At 60.6% G+C, this 14,983-nt stretch carries 9 protein-coding genes, 3 tRNA genes and 3 rRNA genes; 8 read left to right on the top strand and 7 right to left on the bottom strand.

The window, feature by feature from the left end; genetic code table 11:
* Positions 1-94 precede the first annotated feature (94 nt).
* The 7 genes from LFL96_RS18255 to paaA form a co-directional block, all read right to left on the bottom strand.
* On the bottom strand, positions 95-703 hold the full coding sequence (locus LFL96_RS18255) for a TetR/AcrR family transcriptional regulator (protein ID WP_280996580.1): 609 nt from the start codon (positions 701-703) through the stop codon (positions 95-97).
* Positions 704-723: 20 nt separating this feature from the next.
* Complete coding sequence (locus LFL96_RS18250; RefSeq protein ID WP_280996579.1) at positions 724-1,536, bottom strand: DUF1835 domain-containing protein; 813 nt, start codon at positions 1,534-1,536, stop codon at positions 724-726.
* A gap of 142 nt (positions 1,537-1,678) precedes the next feature.
* Positions 1,679-2,767, bottom strand: coding sequence for a 1,2-phenylacetyl-CoA epoxidase subunit PaaE (gene paaE, locus LFL96_RS18245; protein ID WP_280996577.1), 1,089 nt, complete (start codon positions 2,765-2,767; stop codon positions 1,679-1,681).
* A 7-nt stretch (positions 2,768-2,774) separates the two neighbouring features.
* Positions 2,775-3,353, bottom strand: a complete 579-nt coding sequence (gene paaD / locus LFL96_RS18240) for a 1,2-phenylacetyl-CoA epoxidase subunit PaaD (RefSeq protein ID WP_280996576.1) — start codon at positions 3,351-3,353, stop codon at positions 2,775-2,777.
* Between the two features lie 37 nt (positions 3,354-3,390).
* On the bottom strand, positions 3,391-4,194 hold the full coding sequence (paaC, locus tag LFL96_RS18235) for a 1,2-phenylacetyl-CoA epoxidase subunit PaaC (RefSeq protein ID WP_280996575.1): 804 nt from the start codon (positions 4,192-4,194) through the stop codon (positions 3,391-3,393).
* An 8-nt stretch (positions 4,195-4,202) separates the two neighbouring features.
* Positions 4,203-4,487 (bottom strand): 1,2-phenylacetyl-CoA epoxidase subunit PaaB, encoded by a 285-nt coding sequence (paaB, locus tag LFL96_RS18230; RefSeq protein WP_035554712.1) that lies wholly within the window; start codon positions 4,485-4,487, stop codon positions 4,203-4,205.
* Between the two features lie 39 nt (positions 4,488-4,526).
* A complete protein-coding gene (gene paaA, locus LFL96_RS18225; RefSeq protein ID WP_280996573.1) occupies positions 4,527-5,525 on the bottom strand; it encodes a 1,2-phenylacetyl-CoA epoxidase subunit PaaA in 999 nt (332 codons plus the stop codon).
* A gap of 309 nt (positions 5,526-5,834) precedes the next feature.
* Between paaA and LFL96_RS18220 the strand changes: the two genes are divergently transcribed.
* From LFL96_RS18220 to LFL96_RS18185, 8 genes are all read left to right on the top strand, one after another.
* A complete protein-coding gene (locus LFL96_RS18220; protein ID WP_280996572.1) occupies positions 5,835-7,457 on the top strand; it encodes an NAD(P)/FAD-dependent oxidoreductase in 1,623 nt (540 codons plus the stop codon).
* Positions 7,458-7,653: 196 nt separating this feature from the next.
* Positions 7,654-8,925, top strand: coding sequence for an SGNH/GDSL hydrolase family protein (locus LFL96_RS18215; RefSeq protein ID WP_280996571.1), 1,272 nt, complete (start codon positions 7,654-7,656; stop codon positions 8,923-8,925).
* 451 nt (positions 8,926-9,376) lie between these two features.
* Positions 9,377-10,907: ribosomal RNA gene (locus tag LFL96_RS18210) — 16S ribosomal RNA — on the top strand.
* 387 nt (positions 10,908-11,294) lie between these two features.
* A 23S ribosomal RNA gene (locus tag LFL96_RS18205) occupies positions 11,295-14,174 on the top strand.
* 215 nt (positions 14,175-14,389) lie between these two features.
* Positions 14,390-14,503, top strand: a 5S ribosomal RNA gene (gene rrf / locus LFL96_RS18200).
* The 16S, 23S and 5S rRNA genes sit together here with 3 tRNA genes alongside, the layout of an rRNA operon.
* 166 nt (positions 14,504-14,669) lie before the next feature.
* A tRNA-Tyr gene (locus tag LFL96_RS18195) sits at positions 14,670-14,755 on the top strand.
* A gap of 40 nt (positions 14,756-14,795) precedes the next feature.
* Positions 14,796-14,869 (top strand) — tRNA-Gly (locus tag LFL96_RS18190).
* A gap of 16 nt (positions 14,870-14,885) precedes the next feature.
* Positions 14,886-14,960: transfer RNA gene (locus LFL96_RS18185), tRNA-Thr, on the top strand.
* Positions 14,961-14,983 lie beyond the last annotated feature (23 nt).

Raw genomic sequence — 14,983 nt, 5'->3', positions numbered from 1 at the left:
ACAAAAAATAAACAGAACGAGCGTTCGAGGAAGATTGTCGCGTATGCACAACCCATAGCCGTTTATTTGGTATGAATAATGTTGCTCTGCGTCATCAAACGGGTTTCGCGCTCAGTCCGTGATCGACCATGCCAACCACCTGCTCCGCGAATTCACGGTAGCCCATGCGCCCGTCCGGCTTGAGCCAGGTGAAGGTCCAGTTGATCATGCCGAACACCATCATCGTGAGCGCAGTCTGGTTTTCGCGGGTTGCGCGCTCCGGATACGCGCGCGCCAGTTGCCGCGCAAAGGCCGCGACGACGTCGCGCTGCCGGTTCAGGATCACTTCGCGCTGGGTGTCGACCAGATACTTCACGTCGTTCAGCAGCGCGACGTGCCGGCTATGCGACGTCTCGTACTCGGACAGAAACGCGCGGATCAGCTCGGCGAAAGTTTCCCGCTCCGTCAGACCGCGACGCTGACTCGCGCCTTCCACCTCGGCGATGATCAGCATCAGCCGCTTCGTGTAGCGGTCGAGCAGATCGAACAGGATCGCTTCCTTGCTCGCGTAGTAGTGGTAGAGCCGCGCTTTCGAGGTACCGCTCGCGGCGGCCAGATCCGCCATCGACGTGCTCGGATAGCTGGTCTGCGCGAATTTCGCCGCGGCGAGTTCGAGAATCTGCTCGCGCTGGGTTTCGTGATCGGGCGCTCGGGTGCGGGCCATGGTTGTCGATTGTGATTGTATTAATGGGGACAGGGGGCGAGCACCGCGCACAGTTCCAGCGTGCGCCATGTGTTCGCGTCGCCGCGCAGGCGGATGCGCCGCGTTGCCGCAAGCTCGCGCAAACGCCATAGCACGATGCTGTCGCTGACCAGAAAGCCGAGTTCGGCGGCCATCAGTTCGGCGGCGACGCGCGCAGCCGGCTGCCAGCCCTCCGACAGATGCTCGAGGATCAGCGCGTCCAGATCGGCGAAATGGCCGCTCGTGAACGTGTTGTCGCGCCAGCGCCGGGTCTCGCCGTTCGCGTGTTTGACTTCCTGCCATTCGAGCGCGAGCCGGCTGATACGCAGCACCGAGATCGGCGCGGCGTCCGCCAGGCGGCCTTGCAGCACGTCCGGCGCGAACATGCCGACGGAGGTCGCGCGGTCTTTGCGGCTGTACGCCCAGGCGCCCGGATCGGTCAGATCGCGCACCGACAGCCGGACTTCGTTCAGTCGCTGCGGACTGTTGCGCAAGTAATAGCAGACGCGGCGCAGCATCAGCTGGTCGGCCGCGCTTTCGCCGTGCCAGACCACCAGATTCGCTTCGCCGCGCGCAATCGCTTCCAGCGCCGCGCCCTGCTCGCGGAATTCCCGCGGGAAATCGCGCTTCGTGTCCACGCTGACCCGGTCCCAGAAATCCGCCCGCACGTCGGGCGTGTCGTCGACGCCGCGCAGCGGGCCGACCGCCAGATCGTCGCGCAGCGCGTGCACGCGATCGTCGCGGCCCGCTTGTTCGAGCGCGGTGCGCAGTGACTCGGCGGCGACATCGCCGTTCGTGAGGTGGATCGTGCTCATCGGCAGTGGTTTCGCTGTTGGCAAAAAAGGGGCCGCCCAGCGACCGGAACAGGTGTCCGATCGCGGGCGGCCCCTAGTGTAAGCGGATCGCGGGACGGCTCAAAGCGCGCGGCGGTCGCACCCGCCGACGCGGTGCGCCGGGTCAACGCTCGTCGTAGCTCACCACCACGCGGTCGCTGACCGGATGGCACTGGCAGGTCAGCACGAATCCATCGCGGATTTCGTGTTCTTCGAGCGTGTAGTTCTTTTCCATCTTCACTTCGCCTTCGAGCACCTTCGCGCGGCAGGTGCAGCAGACGCCGCCCTTGCACGCATACGGCAGCGCGAGGCCCGCCTTCAGGCCGACGTCCAGCACGCTGACGCCCTGGTACGGCAGACGCAGCTTGCGGCGCTTGCCGTCGATCACGATTTCCAGGTCGGCGGCCGGGGTGTCGGCGGTGATCTCGACCGTCGGCGCGCCGGCTTGCGGCAGCGGCGAACCGAAGCGCTCCACGTGCACTTTGTCCTGCGGCACGCCGGCGGCTTTCAACGCGGCTTCGGCGGCGTCCATCATCGGCGCGGGGCCGCAGATGAAGGCTTCGTCGATCGCATCGGCGGGCAGCAGATTGTCGAGGAACGCCGCGCACTTCTGCTGATCGAGCACGCCGTTGAACAGCTCGACATCCTGCAGATCGTCGGACAGCACGTGATACAGCACGAAGCGGTTCATGAAGCGGTTCTTCAGATCCTCGAGCTCTTCCGCGAACATGATCTGATCGACGCTGCGGTTGCCGTACACCAGCGTGAAGGTGCTGCGCGGCTCGACTTCAAGCGTCGTCTTGATGATCGCGAGCACCGGCGTGATGCCCGAGCCACCTGAAAAAGCCAGATATTGCTGGCCCTGATCGGCGTTCAGATGCGTGAAGAAGCGCCCGTCCGGCGTCATCACGTCGATCGTGTGGCCGGGCTGCAGCGTGTCGAACGCGAAGTTCGAGAAACGCCCGCCGCGCACACGCTTGATGCCGATGCGCAACTCGCCGTCGCGGTCGTAATCAGTGACGCCGACGCAAATCGAGTACGAGCGGCGCGTTTCCTCGCCGTCGAGGTGCGTCTTCAGCGTGACGAACTGACCTTGCGTGAAACGATAGTGATCGCGCAGTTCGGCGGGGACTTCGAAGGCGACCGAGACGGCGTCGGCGGTTTCGGGCCGGACTTCGCGGATACGCAGCGAGTGGAATTGCGGGGTGGCCATATCGGTTTCAGTATGGTTTGAAGTAGTCGAAGGGTTCGCGGCAGTCGAGGCAGCGGTACAACGCCTTGCAGGCCGTCGAGCCGAACTGCGCGAGTCGCTCGGTATGCGCCGAGCCGCAGCGCGGACACGACGGCGCGGGCAGTGCGAGCGGCGAACGCGGAACGAAGCGCATCACGTGTTCCCGTGCCGGCGCTGCCGAGCCGCAGTGACCGGTCGGCGGCGCGATACCGTAGGCGCGCAGCTTTTCGCGGGCGTCGGCGGTCATCCAGTCGGTGGTCCACGCCGGCGCCAGAACGGTGGCGATGCGGTACGGCTTTAATTGCGCGACATCGAGCGCATGCGCGACGTCCTCGGCGATCTGCGACATCGCCGGGCAACCGGAATAGGTCGGCGTGATCACGACTTCGAGCGCGCCGTCGGCGGCGCGGCGCACGTCGCGCAGAATGCCCAGCTCGCGGATCGACACCACGGGAATCTCCGGATCGGGCACCGTTTCGAGCACGGCCCACGCTTGCGCAAGTGCCGCGTCGGCGGCGTGGGCCGTATCGGCCGGATTGCCGATGCGCGTGGCGGTCGAGGTCGTCATCGTCGCTATACCTTTTTACCGTTCGGGTCGCGCCGGCTTACCAGTTGGCGCCGGGATGCTGACGCGCGAGGCTTTGCATCTCGGCCAGCACGAAACCCATGTGCTCCGAATGCTCGCCGTGCTTGCCGGTGGTGATGTGCTTGACCGCTTCGGGCAGGCGCAGCGTGGCGTCGTCGAGGGTGGCGCGCACGTCGGCGAGCCAGGCCGCTTCGAGGTCCGACGTCAGCGGGCCGATACCGGTGGCCGCGATGCTCGCTTCCACATCGTCCGCGCTGAAGAACTCGCGGGTGTACGGCATCAGGTAATCGAGCGCGGCCTGCGCGCGGCGGTGCGATTCGTCCGTGCCGTCGCCGAAACGGACCAGCCACTCGCCCGCGTGATGCACGTGATAGCGGGTTTCCTTGATCGACTTCGACGCGATCGCGGCCAGTTGCTCGTCCGTGGAAGCGGTCAGCGCCGTCCACAGATGCGCCATCAGCGTCGCGTACAGAAAATTGCGCACGATCGTGACCGCGTAGTCCTTCTCCGCCTGCGCGGTGCCGGTCAGCGGGCCGAAATGCGGCAGTTCGGCGAGCGTGTAATTGGCGAACTCGCGTTCGGCGCGGAAGTACGCGTAGTCGTCTTCCGTGCGCGTCTTGCCGGTGAGCTGCTGTTCGAGCGACGCCGCGTGCGTGTACAACAGACGCGCCTGGCCGATCAGATCGAGGCTCATGTTCGACAGCGCGATGTCCTCTTCGAGGATCGGGCCGTGGCCGCACCACTCGGCGTTGCGCTGACCGAGGATCAGCGCGGTGTCCGCGAGGCGCAGCACGTATTGCAGATGTTGAGGCGTGATGTCCATGGCCGCGCTTACATGTGATTGACTTCGTCGGGGAGCGTGTAGAACGTCGGGTGGCGATAGATCTTGTCGCCGGCCGGCTCGAACAGCTCGGCCTTGTCCGCCGGCAACGACGCCGTGATCGCCGAAGACGGCACCACCCAGATGCTGACGCCTTCCTGGCGGCGCGTGTAGACGTCGCGCGCCATGCGCAGCGCCATCGGCGCGTCGGCGGCGTGCAGGCTGCCGCAGTGTTTGTGGTCGAGTCCCTGCTTGCTGCGCACGAAGACTTCCCAAATCGGCCATTCCTTGTTCATTGCTGATCTCCTGATACTGTGTCCGGCATGCCGCGCGACTCAGGCGGCGTGCTGTTGCGCGCGCTGGCGCTGTTTTTCGGCGTGGGCGAGGGCGGCCTCGCGGACCCAGGCGCCATCGTCGTGCGCTTTGACGCGCGTCGCGAGACGTTCGCGATTGCACGGGCCGTCGCCGTTGACCACGCGCCAGAATTCTTCCCAGTCGATGTCGCCGTAATCGTGCTGGCCGCGCGCTTCGTTCCATTTGAGGTCGGGATCGGGCAGCGTGACGCCGAGCACCTTCGCCTGGTCGACGGTGGCGTCGACGAACTTCTGGCGCAGGTCGTCGTTGGAAATGCGCTTGATGCCCCATTTCGACGACTGGTTGCTGTGGATCGAATCCTTGTCGCTCGGGCCGAACATCATCAGCACCGGCCACCACCAGCGGTTCACCGCCTGCTGGACCAGTTCGCGCTGCGCGTCGGTGCCGGCCATCATCGCCATCAGCGCGTCGAAACCCTGGCGCTGATGGAACGACTCTTCCTTGCAGATGCGGATCATCGCGCGGGCGTACGGACCGTACGTGCAGCGGCACAGCGGAATCTGGTTCATGATCGCCGCGCCGTCCACCAGCCAGCCGATCACGCCGACGTCCGCCCAGGTGGGCGTCGGGTAATTGAAGATGCTCGAATATTTGGCCTTGCCCGCGTGCAGCGCCGCGACCAGTTGATCGCGCGACACGCCGAGCGTTTCCGCCGCGCTATATAGATAGAGACCGTGACCGGCCTCGTCCTGCACCTTGGCCAGCAGGATCGCCTTGCGCTTCAGGCTCGGCGCGCGGGTGATCCAGTTGCCCTCGGGCAGCATGCCGACGATTTCCGAATGCGCGTGCTGCGAAATCTGCCGCACCAGCGTTTTGCGGTACGCGTCGGGCATCCAGTCCTGCGCCTCGATCTTGCCGTCGGCGGCCATGACCGCATCGAACTGCGCCTGCTCGGGCGAACTCGCGCCCGCGTCCAGCGGAGCGACGTTGCCGGGTATGTCCAGGGATTGCGTGTACATGGGGACGCTCTCTGTGGAAGTTGTCTGTGTTCGTGGAGTATAAACCAACCGACCGGTCGGTTAATAAATTTTTTGAGACGGCTGTCAGTGTTGATAGGTGGAGGGCTTTTGCTGTTGCGATCGGCGCCGGTGAGGCGTTGCTTTTTGGATCCGGTGTGAGAACGATCGACCGGTATTGGGGCTTCGTGCTGCGAGGACGCTCCGGCAGGCGGCGCGCGTCCGGCACGCGCGGATGCCCCGCGCCGACACTAAACCTATAAAATTGCGAATTGGCCGCGATTTGCGGCCTTCCTGCGTCCCCCGGTACTCATGTTACGTCTAAGCGAAATCAAACTCCCGCTCGATCACCCCGAGAGCGACCTCGAAGCCGCCATCCGCGCGCGTCTCGCGGAACTCGGCGTGGGCGCCGACGGGCTCATCCGATACACCGTGTTTCGCCGCGCCCACGATGCGCGCAAACGCGCCGACATCAAGCTCACGTACATCGTCGATGTCGAAGTCACGGATGAAGCGGCCGCACTCAAGCGGCTCGCCGACGTGCCGCATTGCGGCGTGACGCCGGACATGACTTACCGCTTCGTCGCGAAGGCGCCGGCGCAGTCGGATGCCTTGCGGCCCGTCGTGATCGGCATGGGTCCGTGCGGGTTGTTCGCCGGGCTGATTCTCGCGCAGATGGGCTTCCGGCCGATCATCCTCGAACGCGGCAAGGCCGTGCGCGAGCGCACCAAGGACACCTTCGGCCTGTGGCGCAAGTCGGTGCTCAATCCAGAATCCAACGTGCAGTTCGGCGAGGGCGGCGCGGGCACGTTCTCGGACGGCAAGCTTTACAGCCAGATCAAGGATCCGAAGCATTACGGCCGCAAGGTGCTCGACGAATTCGTGCAGGCTGGTGCGCCGGAAGACATTCTGTATCTGAGCCGGCCGCACATCGGCACGTTCCGGCTGGTCAGCATGGTCGAGAAGATGCGCGCGACCATTCATTCGCTGGGCGGCGAGGTGCGGTTCGAAACCCGCGTCGACGATATCGAGATCGAGCAGGGCAAGGTGCGCGGCCTGAAACTGTCGACGGGCGAGACGTTGCGCTGCGATCATGTCGTGCTGGCGGTCGGACACAGCGCGCGCGATACCTTCCAGATGCTGAACGATCGTGGCGTCTATATCGAAGCGAAGCCGTTTTCGCTCGGCTTCCGGATCGAGCATCCGCAAGGCTTGATCGACCGCAGCCGGTTCGGCAAATTTGCCGGTCACAAGCAGCTGGGCGCCGCCGACTATAAGGTGGTTCATCACTGCAGCAACGGGCGCGCGGTGTACAGCTTCTGCATGTGCCCAGGCGGCACGGTGGTGGCCGCGACGTCCGAGCCCGGCCGCGTGGTGACGAACGGCATGAGCCAGTATTCGCGCGCGGAGCGCAATGCGAATGCGGGGATCGTCGTGGGGATTACGCCGGACGACTATCCAGGCGGTCCGCTCGCCGGCATCGCGTTTCAGCGCAAGTGGGAAGAGCGGGCGTTCGAGCTCGGCGGCGGCAACTATATGGCGCCGGGGCAACTGGTCGGCGATTTCATTGCCGGCCGGCCGTCCACGTCGCTTGGCTCGGTGGTGCCGTCGTACAAGCCGGGCGTGCATCCGACCGATCTGAGCACCGCATTGCCCGACTACGTGATCGAGGCGATTCGCGAAGCGTTGCCGCAGATGGACAAAAAGATCGCCGGTTTTGCGATGCATGACGCGGTGTTGACGGGGGTCGAGACGCGGACGTCGTCGCCGATTCGCGTGCGTCGGCGGGACGATTATCAGAGCATGAACGTCGAAGGTCTCTATCCGGCGGGTGAGGGCGCGGGATACGCGGGCGGGATTTACTCGGCGGCGATCGATGGGATCGAGGTCGCCGAGGCGGTGGCTTTGCGGATGACGGGCCAGTCGGCAAGTTGAGCGTCGCAGCGGGGCGCGTGCTGATCGGCGCCAGTGCGCCCGCAAGCCGCCTCCCGCCTCCCGTCGCGCAACGCCTTGCCCGCGGCTTGGCCCTCGCCCTCGCCCTCGCCCTCGCCCTCGCCCTCGCCCTCGCCCTCGCCGCGATCGGTGCGGCATTCGTGCACAATGCACGTTTCGCTTCGAACCGATCAGCAGAATGACTCTCCGCACTCTGGCTGCCGCATGCACTGCGGCGCTGCTAGCTCAATTCGCCGTCTCCCCGACCACCTTTGCCGCCGATGCGCCCGCTCACTGGGTCGCTGCATGGGCTACCGCGTTGCAGCCCATTCCGCAGCGCGCGGACTTGCCGCCGTTGTATCGCGCGCCGGACGTCGCCGGACGCACCGTGCGCCAGATCGTGTATCCGACGCTGTCGGGACGCGCCGCGCGCATCCATCTGAGTAACGAGTACGGGAAAGCGCCGCTGGTGATCGAAGATTTGCGCATTGCCCGTTCGGCGGGCGGCGCGGCGTCGGTCGCCGGCGATGGAGCGCGCGTGACGTTCGGCGGAAAAGGCGCGGTGACGATCGCGGCGGGCGGCGAACTGGACAGCGATCCGGTTCCGGTCGAGATCGTGAGCGGCGCGCCTTATGCGATCAGCGCGTTCATGGGGCCGGAGCAGCGCATCGTCGCATGGCACCGGGTATCGAGTCAGGTTAACTACGTGTCGGCGCCGGGCAACCACACTGCGGATGCGTCCGCCGACGCGTTTCGCGGACGATTCACTCAATATGCATGGGTGACGGGGTTGTCGGTCGAGGCGGCGCCGTCGTCGGCGGCGGTCGCCGCGATTGGCGATTCGATCACGGATGGCATGCGTTCAAGCCTGAATCAGAACCGCCGCTGGCCGGACGCGCTGGCGCGTCGCCTGAGCGGCGGCGCGGACCGGTCGACGGCGATCGTCAATCTCGGCATCAGCGGCAACCGCTTGCTAAGCGACTCCCCCTGCTACGGCGACGCCCTCGTCAAACGGTTCGAACACGACGTGCTGACCCGGCCGGGTGTGAAGACCGCGATTCTGCTGATCGGCATCAACGACATCAACTTTGCGTCGATGCCCGCGCGCAGCGGCCTCGATTGCGATTTCCCCCACACGACGGTCACCGCCGCCGACCTGATCGCAGGGTATCAGCGGGTGATCGCGGCGGCGCGCCATGCCGGCGTCAAGGTGTTCGGCGCGACGTTGACACCGGCGTCGCTGCCCGCGGAACGGGAGAGCATGCGCCTCGCCGTCAACCAGTGGATTCGCACGAGCCGAGCCTTCGACGGCATCGTGGATTTCGATGCCGCCTTGCGCGACCCGACCCAGCCGGACCGCTTGCGACGCAATTTCGATAGCGGCGACCACATTCATCCGAGCGACGCCGGCTACACCGCGATGGCAGAGGCCGTCCCCGTGGGTGCAGTAGTAAATTCCACGCGTCGATAAGCCGCTAGAAATTATTTCCAGCTAACCCTTGCCGCATGGTGAAACATCGCCTATGATTCGCCTCCTCGTTTGCGAACGAGGGCCGCGGCAGAAACCAGCGGCCGTGACGTCGACAGGTTTTAAGCGAAAGCAAAAAATGCTGTTGACGAAACGAAAAAGAGCCTTCATAATCTCGTTTCTCTGCTGCTGATGCAGCGACGCAGGAAGAAGTGGGCGGTGCGAGCCACCTGAATCTTTCCGCGAACGATCTTTAAAAATTAACAGCCGATAAGTGTGGGCGCTTGATGCGGAACGCGAGCCGGATTCTCCGGAGTCTGGCGTAAAGCAAAAGTATCAAGTCTCACACAGTAATGAAAGGAAGGTTTGACCGTCGAAAGATGGATCGAACAATTCGTCAGTACGTTGAGTGAGCGACCGGGTTCGAAAGAGCCCGAAAAACAGTAACAGGTTTGAACTGAAGAGTTTGATCCTGGCTCAGATTGAACGCTGGCGGCATGCCTTACACATGCAAGTCGAACGGCAGCACGGGAGCAATCCTGGTGGCGAGTGGCGAACGGGTGAGTAATACATCGGAACGTGTCCTGGAGTGGGGGATAGCCCGGCGAAAGCCGGATTAATACCGCATACGCTCTGTGGAGGAAAGGGGGGGATCTTCGGACCTCCCGCTCAAGGGGCGGCCGATGGCAGATTAGCTAGTTGGTGGGGTAAAGGCCTACCAAGGCGACGATCTGTAGCTGGTCTGAGAGGACGACCAGCCACACTGGGACTGAGACACGGCCCAGACTCCTACGGGAGGCAGCAGTGGGGAATTTTGGACAATGGGGGAAACCCTGATCCAGCAATGCCGCGTGTGTGAAGAAGGCCTTCGGGTTGTAAAGCACTTTTGTCCGGAAAGAAAACCATCGCCCTAATATGGTGGTGGGATGACGGTACCGGAAGAATAAGCACCGGCTAACTACGTGCCAGCAGCCGCGGTAATACGTAGGGTGCAAGCGTTAATCGGAATTACTGGGCGTAAAGCGTGCGCAGGCGGTTCGCTAAGACAGATGTGAAATCCCCGGGCTTAACCTGGGAACTGCATTTGTGACTGGCGGGCTAGAGTATGGCAGAGGGGGGTAGAATTCCACGTGTAGCAGTGAAATGCGTAGAGATGTGGAGGAATACCGATGGCGAAGGCAGCCCCCTGGGCCAATACTGACGCTCATGCACGAAAGCGTGGGGAGCAAACAGGATTAGATACCCTGGTAGTCCACGCCCTAAACGATGTCAACTAGTTGTCGGGTCTTCATTGACTTGGTAACGTAGCTAACGCGTGAAGTTGACCGCCTGGGGAGTACGGTCGCAAGATTAAAACTCAAAGGAATTGACGGGGACCCGCACAAGCGGTGGATGATGTGGATTAATTCGATGCAACGCGAAAAACCTTACCTACCCTTGACATGTATGGAACCCTGCTGAGAGGTGGGGGTGCCCGAAAGGGAGCCATAACACAGGTGCTGCATGGCTGTCGTCAGCTCGTGTCGTGAGATGTTGGGTTAAGTCCCGCAACGAGCGCAACCCTTGTCCCTAGTTGCTACGCAAGAGCACTCCAGGGAGACTGCCGGTGACAAACCGGAGGAAGGTGGGGATGACGTCAAGTCCTCATGGCCCTTATGGGTAGGGCTTCACACGTCATACAATGGTCGGAACAGAGGGTTGCCAAGCCGCGAGGTGGAGCCAATCCCAGAAAACCGATCGTAGTCCGGATCGCACTCTGCAACTCGAGTGCGTGAAGCTGGAATCGCTAGTAATCGCGGATCAGCATGCCGCGGTGAATACGTTCCCGGGTCTTGTACACACCGCCCGTCACACCATGGGAGTGGGTTTTACCAGAAGTGGCTAGTCTAACCGCAAGGAGGACGGTCACCACGGTAGGATTCATGACTGGGGTGAAGTCGTAACAAGGTAGCCGTATCGGAAGGTGCGGCTGGATCACCTCCTTTCTCGAGCTGACGTGTTCAACGTTGAGCGCTCACGCTTATCGGCTGTGAATTGCAGCAGTCTGGATGGACAATCCTCAGTGCGCAGTGTTCTGTGAAGAGCAGAGTACTTCGCATTGGCGATTGAGCCAGTCAGAGCGGGACGTGGTTATAGCAACCACGCGATCGGCTGTCGTTCTTTAACAATCAGGAAGAAGTAGTAAAGAGATTCACGAAAGCATACTTAGAGATGGGTGTGCGAGTAGGTGAATCAGGGTTGTGATTGTATCAATGTATGAAAAGGTGATCGAAAGATCGCCTTGGAATACGGCGCAACACGAATACTCAACCTGTAACGATGTGGCGAAGGCCGTGTTCCGAGTGAATGCGCCGAAGACACACCCGTTATAGGGTCAAGCGAACAAGTGCATGTGGTGGATGCCTTGGCGATCACAGGCGATGAAGGACGCGGTAGCCTGCGAAAAGCGGTGGGGAGCTGGCAAACGAGCTTTGATCCACCGATATCCGAATGGGGAAACCCACTCCTTATGGAGTATCCGTAGCTGAATACATAGGCTACGCGAAGCGAACGCGGTGAACTGAAACATCTAAGTAACCGCAGGAAAAGAAATCAACCGAGATTCCCAGAGTAGTGGCGAGCGAAATGGGACCAGCCTGTACTCTTTATCTTCATTGTTAGTCGAACGCTCTGGAAAGTGCGGCCATAGCAGGTGATAGCCCTGTAGACGAAAACAGCGAGGAAGAACTAGGTGTACGGAAAGTAGGGCGGGACACGTGAAATCCTGTCTGAAGATGGGGGGACCATCCTCCAAGGCTAAATACTCGTGATCGACCGATAGTGAACCAGTACCGTGAGGGAAAGGCGAAAAGAACCCCGGGAGGGGAGTGAAATAGATCCTGAAACCGCATGCATACAAACAGTCGGAGCCTCGTAAGGGGTGACGGCGTACCTTTTGTATAATGGGTCAGCGACTTACATTCAGTGGCAAGCTTAACCGATTAGGGCAGGCGTAGCGAAAGCGAGTCCGAACAGGGCGATTCAGTCGCTGGGTGTAGACCCGAAACCAGGTGATCTATCCATGGCCAGGATGAAGGTGCGGTAACACGTACTGGAGGTCCGAACCCACTAACGTTGAAAAGTTAGGGGATGAGCTGTGGATAGGGGTGAAAGGCTAAACAAACCTGGAAATAGCTGGTTCTCTCCGAAAACTATTTAGGTAGTGCCTCGTGTATCACCTTCGGGGGTAGAGCACTGTCATGGTTGTGGGGTCCATTGCGGATTACTACGCCATAGCAAACTCCGAATACCGAAGAGTGCAATCACGGGAGACAGACATCGGGTGCTAACGTCCGGTGTCAAGAGGGAAACAACCCAGACCGCCAGCTAAGGTCCCCAAATATGGCTAAGTGGGAAACGAAGTGGGAAGGCTAAAACAGTCAGGAGGTTGGCTTAGAAGCAGCCATCCTTTAAAGAAAGCGTAATAGCTCACTGATCGAGTCGTCCTGCGCGGAAGATGTAACGGGGCTAAGCCATATACCGAAGCTGCGGATGCACATTTATGTGCATGGTAGGAGAGCGTTCCGTAAGCCTGCGAAGGTGCATTGAAAAGTGCGCTGGAGGTATCGGAAGTGCGAATGCTGACATGAGTAGCGATAAAGGGGGTGAAAGGCCCCCTCGCCGTAAGCCCAAGGTTTCCTACGCAACGTTCATCGGCGTAGGGTGAGTCGGCCCCTAAGGCGAGGCAGAAATGCGTAGCTGATGGGAAGCAGGTTAATATTCCTGCACCATTGTTAGATGCGATGGGGGGACGGATCGCGGAAGGTTGTCCGGGTGTTGGAAGTCCCGGTCCTTGCATTGGAGAAGGCGCTTTGGCAAATCCGGGCGCGGAATTCAAGGGTGCGAGGCCAGTGATCTAGGTCACGAAGCAATCGGAAGTGGTTCCAGGAAAAGCCTCTAAGCTTCAGTCTAACAAGACCGTACCGCAAACCGACACAGGTGGGCGAGATGAGTATTCTAAGGCGCTTGAGAGAACTCGGGAGAAGGAACTCGGCAAATTGGTACCGTAACTTCGGGATAAGGTACGCCCCTGTAGCTTGATGCGCCTGCGCGCAGAGGGTGAAGGGGTTGCAATAAACTGGTGGCTGCGACTGTTTAATAAAAACACAGCACTCTGCAAACACGAAAGTGGACGTATAGGGTGTGACGCCTGCCCGGTGCCGGAAGATTAAATGATGGGGTGCAAGCTCTTGATTGAAGTCCCGGTAAACGGCGGCCGTAACTATAACGGTCCTAAGGTAGCGAAATTCCTTGTCGGGTAAGTTCCGACCTGCACGAATGGCGTAACGATGGCCACACTGTCTCCTCCCGAGACTCAGCGAAGTTGAAGTGTTTGTGATGATGCAATCTCCCCGCGGCTAGACGGAAAGACCCCATGAACCTTTACTGTAGCTTTGCATTGGACTTTGAACCGGTCTGTGTAGGATAGGTGGGAGGCTTTGAAGCTGGAACGCTAGTTTCAGTGGAGCCGACCTTGAAATACCACCCTGGCTTGTTTGAGGTTCTAACCTTGGTCCGTAATCCGGATCGGGGACAGTGCATGGTAGGCAGTTTGACTGGGGCGGTCTCCTCCCAAAGTGTAACGGAGGAGTACGAAGGTACGCTAGGTACGGTCGGAAATCGTGCTGATAGTGCAATGGCATAAGCGTGCTTAACTGCGAGACCGACAAGTCGAGCAGGTGCGAAAGCAGGTCATAGTGATCCGGTGGTTCTGTATGGAAGGGCCATCGCTCAACGGATAAAAGGTACTCTGGGGATAACAGGCTGATACCGCCCAAGAGTTCATATCGACGGCGGTGTTTGGCACCTCGATGTCGGCTCATCTCATCCTGGGGCTGTAGCCGGTCCCAAGGGTATGGCTGTTCGCCATTTAAAGAGGTACGTGAGCTGGGTTTAAAACGTCGTGAGACAGTTTGGTCCCTATCTGCCGTGGGCGCTGGATATTTGAAGGGGGCTGCTCCTAGTACGAGAGGACCGGAGTGGACGAACCTCTGGTGTACCGGTTGTCACGCCAGTGGCATCGCCGGGTAGCTATGTTCGGAAGAGATAACCGCTGAAAGCATCTAAGCGGGAAACTCGCCTTAAGATGAGATATCCCCGGGGCTTCGAGCCCCTTGAAGGGTCGTTCAAGACCAGGACGTTGATAGGTCAGGTGTGTAAGCGCAGTAATGTGCTCAGCTAACTGATACTAATTGCCCGTAAGGCTTGATCCTATAACAGGTGTGTGTCGGCAGCCGTTAGTGCTTCAGCACTTATGGATGCCCCACCCTGCGCTACGCGCAGGGTCTTATGCAGACCACACACAGGTTGAGATCAGTGTTGTGCCAGATAAAACAACACAACCCCCGCCACTGATGTCACATCATCAGAAACTACTTCTTCCGGATTGGTCGTGATGCCCCAAAAGGCGCCACGGCAACAAGTCATGCCTGATGACCATAGCGAGTCGGTACCACCCCTTCCCATCCCGACCAGGACCGTGAAACGACTCCACGCCGATGATAGTGCGGATTGCCCGTGTGAAAGTAGGTAATCGTCAGGCTCCCCAGCAGCACACTGCAGCAAACAGAAACCCCACCCGCAACGGTGGGGTTTCTGCGTTTACGGAAGCGCTGATTCTCTCCCTATAAGTGAGAGCTGTGAGTTAGGAACGGTCAAGCAAGTCTTGACAATAAGCGGTTGTTCCCTCATAATCGTCAGTTCTCTGCGGAGGGGTGCCCGAGTGGCTAAAGGGGGCAGACTGTAAATCTGTTGGCTTACGCCTACGTTGGTTCGAATCCAACCTCCTCCACCAGAATGCAAGTTGTAGCAGTTGTTGGGAATCCATGATCCTTGCGGGTGTAGCTCAATGGTAGAGCAGAAGCCTTCCAAGCTTACGACGAGGGTTCGATTCCCTTCACCCGCTCCAGCAACACAGAAGTAGCGCCCATGTGGCTCAGTGGTAGAGCACTCCCTTGGTAAGGGAGAGGTCGGCAGTTCGATCCTGCCCATGGGCACCAGAAGTCTCGGTGATTGTTTGCGC

It is taken from the genome of Paraburkholderia sp. D15, assembly GCF_029910215.1.
GTDB lineage: Bacteria > Pseudomonadota > Gammaproteobacteria > Burkholderiales > Burkholderiaceae > Paraburkholderia.
Note: the sequence above shows the minus strand (reverse complement) of the source record. Positions and strands in the feature narration are given on the sequence as shown.